At 67.7% G+C, this 16,910-nt stretch carries 19 protein-coding genes; 8 read left to right on the top strand and 11 right to left on the bottom strand.

All coding sequences use genetic code 11. From position 1 onward, the window contains the following. On the top strand, positions 1–404 hold a 404-nt coding region (locus tag AHIS1636_RS19815), incomplete at its 5' end, for an HNH endonuclease (protein ID WP_264797588.1). Positions 405–730: 326 nt separating this feature from the next. Here AHIS1636_RS19815 and AHIS1636_RS19810 read toward each other — a convergent pair. Together AHIS1636_RS19810 and AHIS1636_RS19805 are read right to left on the bottom strand one after the other, a co-directional pair. Beyond that, positions 731–1,591: a prephenate dehydratase gene (locus AHIS1636_RS19810; protein WP_264797587.1), complete on the bottom strand. Its 861-nt coding sequence runs from the start codon at positions 1,589–1,591 to the stop codon at positions 731–733. Between the two features lie 16 nt (positions 1,592–1,607). Next, entirely contained in the window at positions 1,608–2,318 is a 711-nt protein-coding gene (locus AHIS1636_RS19805; protein WP_264797586.1) for an MgtC/SapB family protein, read from the bottom strand. A 294-nt stretch (positions 2,319–2,612) separates the two neighbouring features. Between AHIS1636_RS19805 and AHIS1636_RS19800 the strand changes: the two genes are divergently transcribed. Beyond that, on the top strand, positions 2,613–3,146 hold the full coding sequence (locus AHIS1636_RS19800) for a hypothetical protein (protein WP_264797585.1): 534 nt from the start codon (positions 2,613–2,615) through the stop codon (positions 3,144–3,146). A 134-nt stretch (positions 3,147–3,280) separates the two neighbouring features. On the opposite strand, the gene AHIS1636_RS19795 is transcribed toward AHIS1636_RS19800, so the two are convergent. Both AHIS1636_RS19795 and AHIS1636_RS19790 read right to left on the bottom strand, forming a co-directional pair. Then, positions 3,281–4,117, bottom strand: coding sequence for an amino acid ABC transporter ATP-binding protein (locus tag AHIS1636_RS19795; protein WP_275116389.1), 837 nt, complete (start codon positions 4,115–4,117; stop codon positions 3,281–3,283). Next, positions 4,104–4,769, bottom strand: coding sequence for an amino acid ABC transporter permease (locus tag AHIS1636_RS19790; RefSeq protein WP_264797584.1), 666 nt, complete (start codon positions 4,767–4,769; stop codon positions 4,104–4,106). Before AHIS1636_RS19790 ends, AHIS1636_RS19795 begins: the two co-directional genes overlap by 14 nt. 168 nt (positions 4,770–4,937) lie before the next feature. On the opposite strand from AHIS1636_RS19790, the gene AHIS1636_RS19785 reads away from it, so the two are divergent. Then, entirely contained in the window at positions 4,938–6,143 is a 1,206-nt protein-coding gene (locus AHIS1636_RS19785; RefSeq protein WP_264797583.1) for a M20 metallopeptidase family protein, read from the top strand. 54 nt (positions 6,144–6,197) lie between these two features. On the opposite strand, the gene AHIS1636_RS19780 is transcribed toward AHIS1636_RS19785, so the two are convergent. Together AHIS1636_RS19780 and AHIS1636_RS19775 are read right to left on the bottom strand one after the other, a co-directional pair. After that, positions 6,198–7,022, bottom strand: coding sequence for an amino acid ABC transporter substrate-binding protein (locus AHIS1636_RS19780; protein ID WP_264797582.1), 825 nt, complete (start codon positions 7,020–7,022; stop codon positions 6,198–6,200). 201 nt (positions 7,023–7,223) lie between these two features. Further along, positions 7,224–7,805: an SRPBCC family protein gene (locus AHIS1636_RS19775; protein WP_309298645.1), complete on the bottom strand. Its 582-nt coding sequence runs from the start codon at positions 7,803–7,805 to the stop codon at positions 7,224–7,226. A gap of 253 nt (positions 7,806–8,058) precedes the next feature. Here AHIS1636_RS19775 and AHIS1636_RS19770 point away from each other — a divergent pair, with 253 nt between their 5' ends. From AHIS1636_RS19770 to AHIS1636_RS19760, 3 genes are all read left to right on the top strand, one after another. Then, the gene (locus AHIS1636_RS19770; RefSeq protein ID WP_264797581.1) at positions 8,059–8,721 is read left to right on the top strand and encodes a GntR family transcriptional regulator; all 663 of its coding nucleotides are present in this window, start codon (positions 8,059–8,061) and stop codon (positions 8,719–8,721) included. An 11-nt stretch (positions 8,722–8,732) separates the two neighbouring features. Continuing rightward, positions 8,733–10,250, top strand: coding sequence for a SulP family inorganic anion transporter (locus tag AHIS1636_RS19765; protein ID WP_264797580.1), 1,518 nt, complete (start codon positions 8,733–8,735; stop codon positions 10,248–10,250). Positions 10,251–10,388: 138 nt separating this feature from the next. Then, positions 10,389–10,877: a DUF1269 domain-containing protein gene (locus AHIS1636_RS19760; protein ID WP_264797579.1), complete on the top strand. Its 489-nt coding sequence runs from the start codon at positions 10,389–10,391 to the stop codon at positions 10,875–10,877. A gap of 133 nt (positions 10,878–11,010) precedes the next feature. Here the strand turns inward: AHIS1636_RS19760 and AHIS1636_RS19755 are convergent, their stop codons facing one another. Both AHIS1636_RS19755 and AHIS1636_RS19750 read right to left on the bottom strand, forming a co-directional pair. Next, positions 11,011–11,556, bottom strand: a complete 546-nt coding sequence (locus AHIS1636_RS19755; protein WP_264797578.1) for an AMIN-like domain-containing (lipo)protein — start codon at positions 11,554–11,556, stop codon at positions 11,011–11,013. Positions 11,557–11,766: 210 nt separating this feature from the next. Further along, the gene (locus AHIS1636_RS19750; RefSeq protein WP_264797577.1) at positions 11,767–12,393 is read right to left on the bottom strand and encodes a cyclodeaminase/cyclohydrolase family protein; all 627 of its coding nucleotides are present in this window, start codon (positions 12,391–12,393) and stop codon (positions 11,767–11,769) included. A 143-nt stretch (positions 12,394–12,536) separates the two neighbouring features. Here AHIS1636_RS19750 and AHIS1636_RS19745 point away from each other — a divergent pair, with 143 nt between their 5' ends. Next, the gene (locus AHIS1636_RS19745) at positions 12,537–14,402 is read left to right on the top strand and encodes a penicillin-binding transpeptidase domain-containing protein (RefSeq protein WP_264797576.1); all 1,866 of its coding nucleotides are present in this window, start codon (positions 12,537–12,539) and stop codon (positions 14,400–14,402) included. Between the two features lie 57 nt (positions 14,403–14,459). Beyond that, on the top strand, positions 14,460–15,158 hold the full coding sequence (locus AHIS1636_RS19740; protein WP_264797575.1) for a dienelactone hydrolase family protein: 699 nt from the start codon (positions 14,460–14,462) through the stop codon (positions 15,156–15,158). 3 nt (positions 15,159–15,161) lie between these two features. On the opposite strand, the gene AHIS1636_RS19735 is transcribed toward AHIS1636_RS19740, so the two are convergent. The 3 genes from AHIS1636_RS19735 to AHIS1636_RS19725 form a co-directional block, all read right to left on the bottom strand. Continuing rightward, positions 15,162–15,455, bottom strand: coding sequence for a hypothetical protein (locus tag AHIS1636_RS19735; protein WP_264797574.1), 294 nt, complete (start codon positions 15,453–15,455; stop codon positions 15,162–15,164). A 28-nt stretch (positions 15,456–15,483) separates the two neighbouring features. Then, entirely contained in the window at positions 15,484–16,446 is a 963-nt protein-coding gene (locus AHIS1636_RS19730; protein WP_264797573.1) for a diacylglycerol/lipid kinase family protein, read from the bottom strand. Between the two features lie 74 nt (positions 16,447–16,520). Then, complete coding sequence (locus AHIS1636_RS19725; protein ID WP_264797572.1) at positions 16,521–16,850, bottom strand: GNAT family N-acetyltransferase; 330 nt, start codon at positions 16,848–16,850, stop codon at positions 16,521–16,523. Between the last annotated feature and the right edge of the window lie 60 nt (positions 16,851–16,910).

The raw sequence follows: 16,910 nt of genomic DNA, 5'->3' as shown, positions 1-16,910 counted from the left end.
CGGTCATCACCGACGAACACAACAAAGCCGTGATCGTGGCCCGCGAAATGCGCCACCCGCCCGAATGGCTCAAACGAGAAATCCGCCTACGCGATCAAACCTGCCGCGGACTGGGCTGCCGCACCCACTGGAAGCACTGCGAACTCGACCACACCCTGGCCTGGGAACACGGCGGCAAAACCGAACTGGACAACCTCGCCCTGCGCTGCAAGCCGGACCACCTGGCCAAACACAACGACGACTGGCACACCACCCAGCAACCCCACGGCGTCATCCGCCACCAAACCAGGACCGGCCAAACCTACACCAGCTACCCCGACGGCTCCTGGATCAGCCACGGCCTCCAACCACCCCCACCCCCGCCACCAGACCCCTACAACGACACCACCCCACCACCCTTCTAGGCTGTGTGCAGATGTCCGGTGTCCACGTGCGCGGCAAGTCTGCGGTCTCCAGATGCGTTAGGTCTCCGGCCTCTGTCACGCGCGCCAACCCGCTGTCGGGACCAGCGCGGGTCCAATGAGCGGAGAGGCCTGCCAATCGGGCCAGTAATCCAGCCGGATAATTGGAGATGCAGGCAGGGGGGTCTTACTCCGCCGGCGGTAAGCCGGCCACCGATCAGCTAGTTTGCCCGGATGTCTTGGGCTGGCGGAAGAAACACCGGGGCACACTATGAATGGCCGGGACCAACGGCAGCCGAAAACGGCAACGAAGCGAGGCCCCGCCGTCGTTAGTTGTTGCTGCCGCCGTGCGAAAGCCGGAAGGGTGCCGCCGGGTAGACCCCAAGGATCTTGATCTTGGTGGTGAAGAACTCCAGCTCCTCAAAGGCGTGAACCATGGCGGGGTCCTCGGGATGGCCTTCGACGTCCACCATGAACTTAGTGGCAGCGAACTCGTTGCCCTCCATGTAGCTTTCCAAGCGGGTCATGTTGATGCCGTTAGTGGCAAACCCGCCCAGCGCCTTATAGAGCGCGGCCGGCACGTTGCGGACCCGGAAGACGAAGCTGGTAACGGCCGGGCCGGGCAGCTCTGCGCGGGTGGGGATCGGGCTCTTGTCCGCGAGCAGGATGAACCGGGTGGTGTTGGTCGGGTCGTCTTCGGCGTCGGTGGCGAGCACATCCAGCCCGTACAGCTCCGCGGCCATCGGCGGGGCGAGGGAGACCTTGGTTGGATCCTGCCACTGGCTGACTTCGCGCGCGGAGCCTGCCGTGTCCCCGGCGATAACGGGCTTCAGGCCGTGCTGGCGGATGAGCTTGCGGCACTGGCCGAGCGCGTGGATATGGCTGTGCACTTCGCGGGCCTGTTCAATACTGGATCCGGGGATGCCGAGCAGGCTGAAGCGGATGCGCAGGAAATGCTCGCCGATGATCTGCAGCGAGGTTTCCGGAAGCATCGCGTGGATGTCCGCCACCCGTCCGGCGATCGAGTTGTCGATCGGGATCATCGCCAGCTGGGCTTCTCCGCTGGCGACCTTGGCGAAGGTGTCCTCGAAGCTGGCGCATGGCACGGCCTCCCAATCCGGGCGCACTTCAGTGCAGGCCATGTGGGAATTGGAGCCGGGTTCTCCCTGATAGGCGATCGCGAAGGTCATGGATCGAATTATCCCATCAGGTGTTCTCGTCGCTGACCACCTGGACCGCGGAGACCTTTTCCATGGCGCACAGGCCCTGCACCAGCTTGTCGAGGGATCCGGCGGCGTGCTGGATCCGCAGGTCCGCATGCAGCATGGCCTGGCCGTCGTCGCGGCGGAAGCGCCGCGTGCGGCTCAAAGCGGCCTCGAAACCCAGTTCGGCTGCCCGATCCACCACGCGCTGCAGCACGCCCTCTTCGTCCTGCACCTCCACGCTGAAGTCGCGGACCTTGTCGCCGGGGGAGACCCACTTTCCGACCGTCGCCAGGACGACGACGGTGGCCAGGTGCAGCAGGGTCGCCAGAACCGCGATGAGCGGCATGCCGGCCGCGCAGGCCATACCGATGGCTGCGGTCATCCAGATGGACGCGGCGGTGGTCAGGCCGGACACGGCGTTGCGCCGGACGAAGATGACACCGGCGCCCAGGAAGCCGATGCCGGTGACGATCTGAGCCGCGATGCGGGAGGGGTCCAGGACCACGTCGCTGCCGATCACGTTCTCGAAGCCGTAGGCGGAGACCAAGGTGAACAGCGCCGACCCCAGCCCCACCAGTGTGTGTGTTCGGAGTCCGGCGCTCTTGAGTTTGCGCTCGCGCTCGATTCCCACGACCGCGGAGAGCACGAAGGCCAGCAGCAGCATGGCCGACTGCGTCACCATCGTGTCTGGCAGCAGGTCGATCGCAAGCAAGGAATACTCCTTCACAGTCTCAGAATCGGGTCCTATACAGACTATGTCCCGGCACGCCGAGTCCGCGGTAACGCCCGGCAAGCAGGAAAGAACGACGGCGGCGCGGGCCGTTGCGGGCGAAAGTGAACTTTGCGCAACATCGGCCGAATTCTGCCTCCGGGTCTCGGAAGATGCGAAGTTAAACGATACATTCGACAAGACGGTGCAGTCCCCAGCTGTGCCGTTTTCTCTGCCCGAAGAACGATCGTTTTGATTTCGATTCTGACACCCCCTAACTGAAGCGAGTATCAAGCTATGAAGAAGACTCTTTCAACCGTGACGCTGGCCTTGGCCATCGCGTTCACCTCAGGAACGGCGGCCCATGCCAACACCGCCGACTACCCTGCACCCGAGCAGTCCGTCACCGTCTCCGACGCGCGCGTCGCCGCCGGCGAGAGCGTCGTGGTTACGGCGAGCGGCCTGGAAGCCAATGAAGAAGCCACCGTCTACGTGGCCCAGAACCAGTCGGCCCAGAACACCAAGGGCGATCAGTCCATCGACACCGCCGCAAACGCCGAGGGCGAGGTCTCCGAAGAGGTCACGTTCGAGAAGGCGGGCCGCCACTGGGTGACCGTCACCGGTGACGAGACCGGCGTCGTCGGCACGGCCTCCATCGTCGTGACCGGCGGAGCAGGCGCTGCGGGCAAGGGCCCGGAGAAGCTGGACGTGGACCGTTCCGGCGCCACCACTGAGACCGATCCCGCTGTCCTGTGGGGCATCGGCGGAGCGGGCCTGCTCCTGGTCGCCGGCGCTGCCGGAACTGTCGCGCTCAAGCGCCGCAACAGCTAACCGCTGCAAGCAACATAGAGCCGGTCGGTAGTCGGGGGGACTGCCGGCCGGCTCGGCTGTTTTAAGGACTGCGGGCAGGAGCCTGGCGCGGTGCTCGGAAGGTTGCTCGGAGGGGGGCTTGGCAGCGGCGGTACTTAGAAGGGATTGAGCAGCCGGTGCACGAACTGGCGGGTCCGCTCTTCGCGCGGGTCGCGCAGCACCTGGTCCGGGTGGCCGCGCTCAACGACGACGCCGCCGTCCATGAAGACGACTTCGGTGGCCACTTCGCGCGCGAAGGCCAGCTCGTGGGTGACCATCACCATCGTCCAGCCTTCGTCGGCGAGTTCCTTAATGACGTGCAGCACCTCGCCCACCAGTTCCGGGTCAAGTGCCGAGGTCGGCTCGTCGAATAGCAGCAGGGCGGGTTTGAGCGCCAGTGCGCGGACGATGCCGACGCGCTGCTGCTGTCCGCCGGAAAGCTGGTGCGGATACTGGTCCTTCTTGTCCTGCAGGCCGACCCGGCGCAGGAGGTCCTCGGCCTCCCGGACGGCCTCATCCTTCGGCCGCTTCTGTACCTGGACGGGGCCCTCGATGACGTTCTCCAGTACGGTGCGGTGCGGGAACAGGTTGTAGTGCTGGAACACCATGCCGGAGCGGTCGCGCAGGGCGGCCAGCTGGCGGCGGGAGACCGGCCGACCGAACTCGACGGAAGGTCCGGCGCGGAAGGCGACCCGTCCGCCGTCGGGAATTTCCAGGCCGTTCAGGCAGCGCAGCACGGTGGTCTTGCCTGAACCGGAGGGGCCGATCAGCGCCAGAACCTGTCCCTGCGCGACCGACAGGTCGATCGATTTGAGCACGTGGTTCTCGCCGAAGGACTTGCGCAGCTCCGTCACGGCCACGATCGGATCGTTGGCGCCGCCGCCCTCGGATTGGGTGCGGGGGTCGGACGGGGTGCCGCCCTCGGACGGGGTGCGGGGATCAGTGGGCGACATAGCGGCCCAGCCTCCTTTCAAGCCGGGTCTGTCCGCTGGAGAGCACCAGGCAGAAGACCCAGTAGACCAGGGCGGCCTCCAGGTACAAGAGCATGAATTCCTGGCTGAACGCCGCGATTTCCTGCGCCTGCCGGAACAGCTCGGTCACCAGGATCAGCGACGCGAGCGAGGTGTCTTTGACGAGCGAGATGAACGTGTTGGACAGCGGCGGGACCGAGACCCGCGCGGCCTGCGGCAGGATGACCCGGCGGAGCGTCAGTCCTCTCGACATGCCGATTGTGTGCCCGGCCTCCCACTGGCCCTTGGGTACGGAGAGGATGGCGGCGCGGATGATCTCCGCTGCATAGCCGCCGACATTGAGCGAGAAGGCGATGATGGCGCTGGGCCACGGCGGGATCACGATGCCGATCGAGGGCAGCCCGTAGAAGATCACGAACAGCTGGACCAGGAGGGGCGTGCCGCGGATGATCGATACGTAGGCGCGGCCGAGGGCGGCCAGGACCGCGTTGCCGCTCAGCCGCATGAGGGCCACCACCAGGGCCAGCAGCAGCCCGAGGGCGAAGCTGGCCAGGGACAGCGGAATGGTCCCCGTCAGGCCGCCCTGGACAATCGGCCAAAGCGACGTCCAGAACAGCTCCCAGTCCACATCCATAGGTTCAGGCTAGTGCACGGGCGGAAGCGGGCCGCCCCGGCCCTTCCCGCGGCACGCCGGAAGTAGTTTAATCAGCCCATCGCGCGTGACCGGATCCAGCGGGATGCCAACGTATCGCCGGGTTCAGCAGCTCCGCCACGCGGAGCGCGCATGCGGGTTGGAGGGCCCATGATCCACTCTGCCGGGGAACTGTTCGAGGCGCTGAACAAGGCGCTGGACGGCGAGCTGGACGCCGCCGTCGCCCTTCGCCACAGCCTGCACCAGTACCCCTGCCTGTCCGGGAAGGAGGCGCCGGCCGCGGCCACCCTGGCCACGGCGCTGGGACTGCCCGTCCGGTCCATTGCGGGGACCGGCTTCCTGGCGCGCACCGGGCCGGATTTCGGTCCCGCCGTGGGGGTCCGGGCCGAGCTGGACGCGCTGCCGCTGTACGAGGCCACCGGGGTCGAGTGGGCCGCGGAGAACGGCGTCATGCACGCCTGCGGGCACGATGTGCACCAGGCCGCCATGGTCGCGTTCGTGCGTGCCGCCGGCAGGGTCCGGCTGCCCGCCGCGGTGGTGGCGATCGCCCAGCCGCGCGAGGAAGGCCACCCCTCCGGTGCGCGCGACATCGTGGACGAAGGGGGACTGAAGGCGGCCGGGATCGGGGCGGTGCTGGCGGTCCACGTGCACCATGCCCTGCCCGCGGGGTCCGTCAGCATCCTCGGCGGAAGCGTCAACGCCGCCTACGACGAATTCACGATCACCGTCCACGGCCGGGGCGGCCACGGCGCCTATCCGCATCTAGCGGTCGATCCAGTGCCGATCGCGGCCCGGATCACGCTCGCCCTCTATGACCTCGTCCGCAGCAGCGTCAACCCGGTGGAAGCCGCGACGCTCACGGTCGGCATGCTGTCCGCGGGAACGGCCCGCAACGTCATACCGGACATGGCCGTGCTGGCCGGCACGTTGCGGAGCATGACGGCCGAAGACCAGGAACGCATGCACCGGGGGCTGCGCGAGGTCGCCGAGCACCAGGCAATGGCTTTCGGAGCACGCGCGGTGGTAAGCATCGACCGCGGCGATCCGGTGTTGGTGAACGACGACGAGATGGCCCGGCTCGGCGCACAGTGGGTCCAGCGCGCGGGCCTGCGGCTGGGCGAGCCGCTTCGCAGCTGCGGCTCCGACGACTTCGCCTTCTTCACGCAGAAGGTACCGGGGCTGATGGCCTTCCTGGGGGTGGACGGCCACGAGAGCGTGGTGGCTCCGGAGCATCCGCGCGCGCTGCACTCCAGCTCGTTCCTGCCGGCCGATTCGGCAGTAGAGCAGACAGCCCGGGCGTTCGCGGGCATGTACGTAGGCGCGGCACTGCGGCTCGGCGTCGTCTCCGAGCCCTGAGGCCGGGACGGGCCGGGCCGCAGCGTCCTACCGGGAGATGCCTTCCGGACCTGACTACTGGGAGACGTCTTCGCCGAAGTACTTCTCGGAAATCTTGGCCAGGGTGCCGTCGGCGCGCAGCTCGTCCAGTGCCTTGTCGACGGCGTCCACCAGGTCGGTGCTGCCCTTCTGGAAGGCCAGCCCCACCTTCGACTGGTCCTCCGTCGTGGCGGCGACCTTGATGTCCTTGTTGTTGTTAGTGGACTGGTAGTCGAGGTAGGTGAGGTTGTCGTTGATGGTCGCGTCGACGCGGCCCTGCTCCAGGAGGGAGACGGCCTGGGCCCAGCCTTCGACGGACTCTACGTTGGCGCCCGAATCCTTGGCGAGCGTGTACCAGTTGCTGGTCAGTGACTGCGCCGTGGTCTTGCCCTTCAGGTCTGCGAAGGAGGTGATGTCCGAGTTGTCCGCCTTGGTGACGATGACGCCGTTGCTGACGGTGTACGGCTCGGAGAAGTCGTACTTCGCCTTGCGCTCGTCGTTGATGGTCACCTGGTTGGCGATCACCTCGAAGCGTCCGGCCTCCAGGCCGGCGAAGATCGCGTCCCACTGGGTCTCCTCGAACTTGGGCTCCACGCCCAGTTTCTTCGCGACCTCGGTGATGACTTCGACGTCGTAACCGGTCAGCTCCCCGGCGCCGTCCTGGTGGAAGGAGAACGGGCGGTAGGTGCCTTCCGTGCCGACGGTCAGTACGCCGTCTTTCTTCACCTGTTCCAGCGTGACGGGGGCAGCGCTGGCGGAACCGCTCGAGCCGTCCTGGGCGGGCTGGGAACCTCCGCAGCCGGCCACTGCAAGCGTGAGGGCGGCGGCTGCTCCGAGCAGGGAAAGACGGCGACGATTCATGAGTGCGGATCCTTTGGACAGTTGGCCGGCGCCTGTTGGCGGCGGCGACGTTGAACGCTAACACGTACAACAAGCACGCATCGGCTGATTGTTCCGAAGTGTGACTGCTGCGGAGTGCGACAGGGCCGGGCCTTCCATCCCGGGTGCGGGCGGAAGGCACGGCCCTGCAGGCGTCTTCCCTTTTCGCTGCGAAACGGCGGGCTAGACGGACCGGCCCGGAGGCAGGTCGTCGAGGCCGGCGGTTCCGGGGCCGCCGGTGCCGGGCAGGTCCGTGCTTTCCGGAACGCTGCCGGTTCCCGCCTGGCCCGTGGCGGCGGTGCCGGTGGGGCCGCTGTCGCTCACCTCGCCGCGCCATGCGCCGGTTTCGGCGCCGCGGGACTCAATAAACTCCTTGAACTTGCGCAGGTCCGACTTCACCCGGGCGCTGTCGATGCCCAGTGCCGCGCCGGTTTTCTCGACGAAGGTCTCGGGATCCCAAGCGAAGCGCACGTTCACCCGGGTGCTGCCCTCGGCCAGCCGCTCGAACGTCACGGTGCCGGCGTGGGACTTGCCGTCGATGCTGCGCCAGGCGATCCGCTGGTCGGGGACCTGCTCTACGATCTCGGCATCGAACTCACGTTCAACGCCGCCGATCTTGGTGACCCAGTGGTTGGTCGTGTCCGTCAACTGGGCGACGGATTCCACGCCCGACATGAAATTCGGGAAGGACTCGAACTGGGTCCACTGGTTGTAGGCCGTGCTGACCGGAACGGCCACGTCGATGGTCTCTTCAACAGTTTCCATGGTGTCCTCCTTTGGCTGGGGATCAATCGAGCTGGGGATCAATCGAGCGTGGGGATCAATGGTCCGCCGTCGCGGACCAGCCGTGGCCACTGGTCCCCACGCTACACACCACCGCCGCCGGCCACAATCGAAAGCTAAGAAAGCTGAGCAATGGTGCTGCGGGTGTCCGAAACTTCTTGCGGGTGCCCAATGTCTCCCGCCTGAGGCCCAATATATTGCATGCGGCGGCAGCCGGCACCCGTAAAATTGACCCATGCCCATCCCGTTGAAACACGGCGTACACCGCCGTTCGCTGCTGCGCGACCACGTGTATGAATCCATCCGCGACGCCATCGTCGACGGCACCCTCGTGCCGGGGGAGCGGCTGCGCGACAGCGAACTCGAGGAATGGCTGGGCGTCAGCCGGACTCCGATCCGGGAGGCCCTGCTGCGGCTGGAGCGGGCGGGGCTGGTGATCGCCGAACCTGGCAAGGCCACCACGGTGGCTCCGTATGACCAGCAATCCACCGCCAGCGCCCAGCAGGTCGTCGCCGCCATGCATGAACTGGCCGCCCGCCTGGCAGTGCCGTCGGTGGGCGAAGCGGAGATCGCGGCCATGGCCGGCGCCAACACCGAATTCGCCGATGCCCTGGAGAAGCAGGACGTCGACCGCGCGCTGGCGGCCGACGACCAACTGCACGGGGTGCTCGTGGCGGCCAGCGGAAACGCCGCCGTCGCTGCCGTCCTCGAACAGTGGACCCCGGTGCTGCGCCGGGTGGAACGCAAGCGGTTCGGCAGCCTGGCCGCCCGCAACTCGGTGGAACAGCATGCCCGGATCATCAGCTGCGCTGAGTCCGGGGACGCCGAGGGGGCCGCGCTCGCCAGCCGCGAGAACTGGCTTTCGCTGCGCTACTCCGACGAGGACTTATCCGCGTGAAGGAAGAATCCATGGCCGCGACCACGGGCGCCGCGCCGGCGCTGACCCCCGAAGAACGCCAGTCGGTGCTGCGCACCCTGAAGTCTCCCCGGCTGCTCAAGACCGAGGTCCTCGGCGGCCTCGTCGTGGCGTTGGCGCTCATCCCCGAGGCGATTGCCTTCTCGATCATCGCGGGGGTCGACCCGCGGCTGGGACTCTTCGCGTCCTTCACGATGGCGGTCTCTATCGCCGTCCTGGGCGGGCGGCCGGCGATGATCTCCGCGGCTACCGGGGCCGTTGCCCTCGTGGTCGCACCTTTGGTCGCCTCCCACGGCATCGACTACTTCATCACCGCCGTGATCCTGGCCGGCGTCGTCCAGGTTGTCCTCGCGGTGCTCGGCGTCGCCAAGCTGATGCGCTTCATCCCCCGCCAGGTCATGGTCGGGTTCGTCAATGCCCTGGCCATCCTGGTCTTCCTGGCCCAGGTGCCCGAACTCCTCGGCGTTCCATGGCTGGTCTACCCGCTCACCGCCCTGGCACTGCTGATCGTCTTTGGCCTCCCGAGGCTGACTTCGGCGGTGCCTGCGCCGCTGGTCGCCATCGTGGTGCTCACGCTCATCACCGTCCTGGCCTCCATCACCGTGCCGACGGTGGGTGACAAGGGTCAGCTGCCGGACAGCCTGCCGACGTTCTTCGTTCCGAACGTGCCGTGGAACCTGGACACCCTGCAGGTTGTCTTCCCGTACGCCCTCGCGATGGCCTTCGTTGGCCTGCTGGAGTCCCTGATGACGGCCAAGCTGGTCGACGACATCACGGACACGCGCTCGAGCAAGACCCGCGAATCCTGGGGCCAGGGAGCGGCGAACATCATCACCGGCTTCTTCGGCGGCATGGGCGGCTGCGCGATGATCGGCCAGACCATGATCAACGTGAAGGCCTCCGGCGCCCGAACCCGCATTTCGACCTTCCTTGCCGGCACGTTCCTGCTGGTCTTCGTGGTGGCGCTCGGGGACATCGTGGCGCTGATTCCGATGGCCGCTCTGGTCGCCGTCATGATCTTCGTATCCATCGCGACCTTCGACTGGCACAGCATCCGCCCCTCAACCCTGAAGATGATGCCGAAGAGCGAAACCGCGGTCATGCTGGCCACGGTCGCCGTCACGGTGGCCACCCACAACCTCGCGATCGGCGTCGGCGTCGGTGTGCTGACCGCGATGGTGCTCTTCGCCCGCCGGGTGGCCCATCTCGTCACGGTGGAACGCACCGTGCTCGAACTCAACGGCGAGCAGGTCGCGGCCTACGCCGTCGACGGCGAGCTGTTCTTCGCCTCCTCCAACGACCTCTACACCCAGTTCGACTATGCCCGCGACCCGCGGAAGGTCGTCATCGACATGCACGCCTCGCACCTCTGGGACGCCTCGACCGTCGCCGCGCTCGATGCGGTCACCGAGAAGTACCGGGCGCACGGCAAAGAGGTGGAGATCATCGGCCTCAACTCGGCCAGCGCGGCCATGCGGGAGCGGATGGCCGGCAAGCTCGCCGGCAGCTGACCCGGGCGCTCCTGTTCCGGCGGCGGACCCGGCGCGGGACCAGCCCCTGTTCACCCGAAAAGGGTGATCCGAAACAGCGGCCCGCTTGGCAGTATTCGAACAGGTTCACATCTCCGCCGGGAAATGGAAGGTACGGCCGTGGCAACTCTTTCAGTGTGGAAATTCGAGGACGAGAACGGCGCCGAGCAGGCAGAGCGGGTCCTGCTGGATCTGCAGACCAAGGGGCTCATCGAAGTCCGTGACGCGGCCGTGGTGTCCTGGCCTGCGGGGGCGAAGAAACCGAAGACGCGGCAAACCCATAACCTTGCCGGTGCGGGGGCCCTGGGCGGAACCTTCTGGGGGTTCCTGTTCGGCCTGCTCTTCTTCATCCCCTTGCTGGGCGCGGCGGTCGGCGCTGCGGTCGGCGGCCTCGCCGGATCGCTGGCGGACGTCGGCATTGACGATTCGTTCATCAGGCGCATCCGCGAAAAGGTCACGCCAGGCACCTCGGCACTGTTCGTGCTGTCCGCCGGCGCCGTGATGGACAGGGTGGCCGAAGCTTTCACCGGAACCAAGGCGGAACTTCTGGAGACCAACCTCAGCCGGGACGAAGAAGACCGGCTGCGCAGCGTCTTCGAACCCGAGTGACACGAACCCAGGTGACACGAACCCCAGTGACACGAACCCCAGTGACACGGAAAAGCTGACGACGGCGGCCGCGCGGCCGCCGTCGTCAGCTGTAGAAGCGCTTGCTTCAACTTTCGCTGGGATTGGTCGCCTGCTACCAACGGTGGGCGACGTCGATCACCAGCCTCGAGCGGGAGCCCGGCCCGGCGACGGTGAAGACGCGGAACGGGAGCTTGGCGCGGACGCCCAGGCCGATGGTGGTCTGTCCCTCGAAGCTGCCCGCCCAGGCAATCTGCCGGAAGGTGCGGAAATCGGAGACGTCGGCGAGGTTCTTGCGGTCCCGCGGGGTGTAGGTCGGCTGGCCCTTGCTGTTGTAGGCCGGGGCGCGGACGACGACCTGCAGGTCGGCGGCCCCGCGCAGCGGAACAACGAAGCCCGAGCCTTCGGAACGGACATGCTTGACGTAGCGGACGTCGAATCCGGCGCGTTTGCCCTTGATGTCGACGACCATCCGGTCGTAGCAGGCATGCCTGCCGGCCCGAACGTTGGTGATCGGTGCGGTGGTCATGCGTGACGACGATTTGGCGAGTGATCCCCAGGTGATGCCGCAATAGGATGCAGCGGTGGCTGAACTGGGAGCGACAAGGCCCAGTGCGACGATCATCAGGAGGACCGCCAGCCACGCGTGCAATTTCTTCATGGCCGGAGCCTTTCAAAATAGCGCGAATGATGGACCCACATTAGGCGCGCCGCGGCGAAAAGGACCCGGCTCCCGCCGGACTGCATCCGAACCGTAGCGCGGGTTGCGGAACGGGGCGGATTGGCCGCGGCCAAGGCTGCCGGCCGTTCGTTTCACCAGCCGTTGCGTTAGCCGTTCCGCAATACGCGGTCACGGCGCATCTCGCCCGGCTTAGCCGTTGTTGGCCCGGATGCGGGCGCGAAGCCTCGCCGAAAGGGCGTCGCAGCCCGCGGCCAGCTCGTCCGCCTGCACCACCGCGTCCTGCAGCCGGCGGACGGCGGTCTCGTCGGCGAGGTTGGCCGCATTGGTTTCCAGCGTGGCGGCGGCGGTCCCGGCGGCGGAGCGGATGGACGCGGCGGCGGCCGCGATGTCGCTGAGCACGTTCGGATTTGCCTCCGGTTCCAGCTCCCGGGCCAGACCGAGCAGCGTGCCGCCGAGTTCCACCAGCCCCAGCGGCGGCGTGGCGGCCTGGCGCAGGCCGTGCTGGACCTCACGGCTACGGCGGGACGCGTCGGCTTCTGTGTCCGCGGGAAGCTTGTAGGCCTCGGCGGCCTGGCCGAAGGCCCGTTCGTCGTCGTCGGCGAGGGCCAGGGCCTGCGGGATGAGCTTCCGTGCCGCCGCTCCGAGGCGCTCCGCCTGCCGCCCGGACCCGCCGTCCCCGGTGCTGAAGTTGGCCGCCATGGACAGGAGCCCCGCGGCCTGGGCCAGCTGGACGGCCGCCGTGGCACCGCCGCCCGGCGTCGGCTCCCCGGACGCCAGCCGGTCCACATAGTTCTCGATGCGTTCTGCCCGGATCATGCTCCGATCGTACCCACGGCCCCGGACCTGCGCGGGAAGGATCGACAGATCGGCCGGGCGGCGGATAGTTTCAGTAGGGACGTTCGAGGACCGGGGGAAACATGCAGCGCGGCGCATTAGGGGCAGTACTCGTTTTGGCACTGATGGGCACGGCCACGGCCTGTGCTCCGCAGGACGACGGCCGCGGCACCGCGGACGCGCTCGCGGCGGCGCTGACCAAGGGCGATGTCTCCGGCCTGGCCTTCACCTCGGAGCCGGCGCAGGTCCAGGAAGAGTTTGCCGGCATCCTGGCCGGCGCGGACCCGCTAAAGCCCGCTGTCTCGGTGTCTTCCATCTCGGAGCCCGAGGGGGACCAGGCCACCGTCACCCTCAACTACTTGTGGGACGTTCCGGATTCCGACCAGGACTGGACCTACACCTCCACCGCCGGACTGGTCCGCTCCGACAACAGCGAAGTTCCGTGGCAGATCCAGTGGAAGCCGTCCGTGCTGGAGCCCTCGCTGCAGGCCGGGGAGAAGCTCTCGCTCGACACGGCGGAGCCGGAACGCGGCGACATCCTGGACGCGGCCGGCAAGCCGATCGTCACCGAACGCCCGGTCCGCGTCGTCGGGATCAGCAAGAAGGGGCTGACGAAGGCGCAGGCCGCGGACTCCGCCAAGGCGCTTGCCGCCGTCGTCGATATCGATGCCGCCGACTACGCCGCCAAGGTCGAGGGCTACGGCGAGGAGGCCTTCGTGGACGCCATCACGCTGCGCGAGGCCGCCTTCGAAGACCTGGACCAAAAGAAGCTGGACGCGATCGACGGCTTCCTGGCCGTAGAGGACAAGCTGCCGCTGGCCCCCACCCGGGAGTTCGCCTCGGCCGTGCTCGGAAGCGTCCGCGAGGCTACCGCGGAGGACATTGAAAAGTCCGACGGCGCAGTGGTCGCCGGGGAGACGATCGGCGCCTCGGGGATCCAGGCCGCGTTCAACAAAGACCTCGCGGGCACCCCGGGGCTGAGCTTGTCCGCGGTCGGGGAGGCGGAAGCCGAGGGTGCGGAAGCGCCGCGCCGCGAGCTGTTCAGCACCGACGTGGAGGCCGGCAAGGACGTACAGCTCACGCTGGAGCCGAAGCTGCAGTCCGCCGCCGAGAAGGTGCTGCAGGACACGGAATCGCCGAGCTCGATCGTCGCGCTGCGGCCCTCCACCGGGGAGATCCTCGCGGCGGCCAACGGCCCGGGCAGCGAGGGCTACAACACCGCCTTCCTCGGCCAGTACGCGCCCGGTTCCACCTTCAAAATCGCCACCGCGCTGGGCCTGATGCGGCAGGGCCTGACGCCGGACTCCACCGTCGACTGCGAGGCCAAGTTCACGGCGGACGGGCGGACCTTCGAGAACGTGGACGGCTACGACCCGGCCTTCCAAGGGCAGATCACGCTGACCGAGGCGATCGCCCATTCGTGCAACACGGCCTTCGTCTCGGAATACGAGAAGCTCTCGCAGGACCAGCTGGCGGACGCCGCCGGAGCCCTCGGGGTCGGCATGACGGCGGATATCGGACTGGAGGCGTTCTGGGGCGCCATTCCGCGCGAGGACAGCGAGGGTACCGCCCACGCGGCGTCCCTGATCGGCCAGAGCCGGGTGCAGACGTCGCCGCTCGCGCTCGCGGTCATGATGGCCAGCGTGGAGAACGGCGGACTGGTCGTTCCGCGGTTGGTGGACGGGTACGACGGCGAGGCGAAGCCGGCCGAGGGCGCCGAGCTCACCGAGGAAGAGGCGCGGCAGCTGCGGACCATGATGCGCGCGGCCGTGACGGACGGCTACCTGTCCAACCTGGCGGCGCTGCCCGGAGACCCGGTGATCGGCAAGACCGGCACCGCCGAATACGGCAACAAGGACCCGTTGCAGACCCACTCCTGGGTCATCGCCGCCCAGGGGGACCTGGCCGTCGCAGTGTTCGTCGAGGACGGCGACCTCGGAGCCGTCACCGGTGCCCCCATGGTCGAGGCCTTCCTGGAGGCCATTCGTTGACCGGCGCGGCCGGGTCCATAGACTGAAGACCGTACGTTCCGCTACGAAGGAGGAGACTTGGCCGAGACGACCCCGCACCAGAACCTGACTTTCCCGTCTGCCGGAGGTGAAGCCCACGGATACCTCGCCCTGCCCGAATCCGGCAAGGGCCCCGGTGTCATCGTCATCCAGGAATGGTGGGGCCTCGTGGACCACATCCGCGATGTAGCCGACCGGCTGGCGGCCGAAGGCTTCGTGGCGCTTGCTCCGGACCTCTACGGCGGCCGGATCGCCCATGACGGCAAGGAAGCGGCGGAGATGATGTCGAAGCTGCCGGAGGAGGAGGGCGCCCGGCTGCTGGCCGGCGCGGTGGACTACCTGCTCGGCAGCGAGGCGGTGACCAGCAAGACCGTGGGCGCCATCGGCTTCTGCATGGGCGGCGGATTCGTGCTCGCTCTCGCGGCGCAGCAGGGCGAGAAGATCGGTGCCGCCGTGCCGTTCTACGGGGTGGGCCAGGGCGTGCCGGACTCCTACGCCGGCGTCCGCGCCGCCATCCAGGGCCACTACGGCAAGCAGGACTCGTCGTACCCCGTGGAGAAGGCCAAGGCCCAGGCGGAGCAGATCCGGCGCGAGTCGGGCGCAGAGGTGGAGTACTTCTACTACGACGCCCCGCACGCCTTCCACAACGACGAGAACCCGCAGGGCAACTACCGTCCGGAGGAAGCCCAGCTGGCCTGGAAGCGCGCGGTCGCCTTCCTCAAGGACAAGGTGCGCTAGGGGTCAGCCGTTCATCGGGCCTTCCGCGTGCAGCTTCTCTGCACCGGGTCCGCTGACGTTGACCGTGCAGCGGACCACGATGCGGCCGCGTGCGGCTTCGCCATGGTCGATCAGGGAGCCGTCGCCGTCCACCACGGTGTAGGCCGCGGTGGCGGCGTCGGCTTCCACGCCCTTGCGGCCGGCCTCCTGCAGCGCGTTCTCCAGGGCGCTGTCGCGCAGCTCCTGCTGGTACGCCTCGTCCGCTTCCCGCCCCGGATCGCCGAAGGCCCAACCAAATACTGTGCTTGCTTCTGCCATGCCCGCCAGTCTAGCGGCGCGCCGGCGGTTACGGTTCGGGACTGACCAGAACGGCCGGGTCCTTCGGTCCGTAGGGCATGCGCAGGCGCAGCGAGTTGGGGTAGACACGCAGCAGCAGGTGCGTGCCCTTGCCGATGTAGTCGCCGTCGATCTCGATGTCCTGCGGTTCCGTGGTCTGCACCTCGGCGGACCGGCACTGGAAGTACTCGATCGACGGGTCCTTGCCCTTTCCGCGGCGGAGCAGGCCGGCGAGCACCGCGAACCAGCCCAGCCGCCCCTGCGGCGCCACGGTCATGATCTCCAGCAGGCCGTCGTCGATCTTGGCCCCGGGGAAGATCTCCAGCCCGCCGACGATCTTGCCGCAGTTGCCGCCCATAACGCTGCGCAGCCGGCGGACAAACGGCTTGCCGTCGTCGATCGTGATCCGCGTCTTGGTTGGCTTGCCGGGCAGGTTGCGGATACCGGCGTCGACGTACGCGAGCCAGCCGACCTTGTCCTTCAGGTCGTCCCGGGTGTCGCCCATCAGCGCCGCGTCGAACCCGAGGCCGGCCATGACCAGGAAGACGTGGGACTCCTGCGCATGGTCCACGGTGATATGGACGACGTCGACCTTGCGCTCCGTGCCGGACAGGGCCGCGCGCAGCGCTCCCTCCGGATTAGTGATGTCGATATCCAGGTTCCGCGCCAACAGGTTGCCGGTGCCCAGCGGCAGCAGCCCCAGGGGCACGTCCGTCCCGGCGAGTTCCTCCGCCACGCACCGCACCGTCCCGTCGCCGCCGGCCGCGATGACCAGGTCTACGCCCTCGTCGATCGCCTGCCGCGTCTGGCCCTGGCCCGGGTCCTCCTTGGTGGTTTCCAGCCACAGCGGCTCCTCCCATCCTTCGCCGCGGCAGACCTTGGCAGCCAGTGCGCGCAGGTCCACGTCGACGTGCTTGATGGGATTAACAACGACGGCGGCGCGCCGGGGCAGGTGGTGCGCTGAATCGGTCATGGGTGTCCTTTGCGGTCTGCGGCTTCGGCTGCTCTTTTTCGAGTCTAGCCGGGCAGGCCGCCACCCGTGCCTGTTCAGGAGGCAGCAGTCTCCAGCGGCCGGCGCGGCTGGAACAGCGACGAACGATCTGCGGGAATCAGTCCGAGGTACTGCGGGTGCAGCCGCATGTACTGCCGGACCAGCGGACAGAACGGAACAACGCCGATCCTGCGACGGTGGGCGTCGTCCAGCGCCGTCTGGATCAGTGGATCGGCGAGGACCCGGTCATGGAAAGCGCGGGCGATAGCGGTGTAGAGCATCCAGATTTCGCTGCCTTCCACCCGGTACCGTACCCAGCCGGCGATTTCTCCATCGATATACATGTCGAATTCGGAGTCCGCCGGGTTATCGTGGACAGTTTGCATGGTGCAACCTCCTGAGGTTGGCCGCAGGGCCCTTGGGGGAAGGCCCCGCGCTGGTCCGGA

It is taken from the genome of Arthrobacter mangrovi (assembly GCF_026011795.1).
Taxonomy (GTDB): Bacteria; Actinomycetota; Actinomycetes; order Actinomycetales; family Micrococcaceae; genus Crystallibacter; species Crystallibacter mangrovi.
The sequence above is the reverse complement of the archived record's forward strand: the minus strand, read 5'-3'. Positions and strand labels throughout refer to the sequence as shown.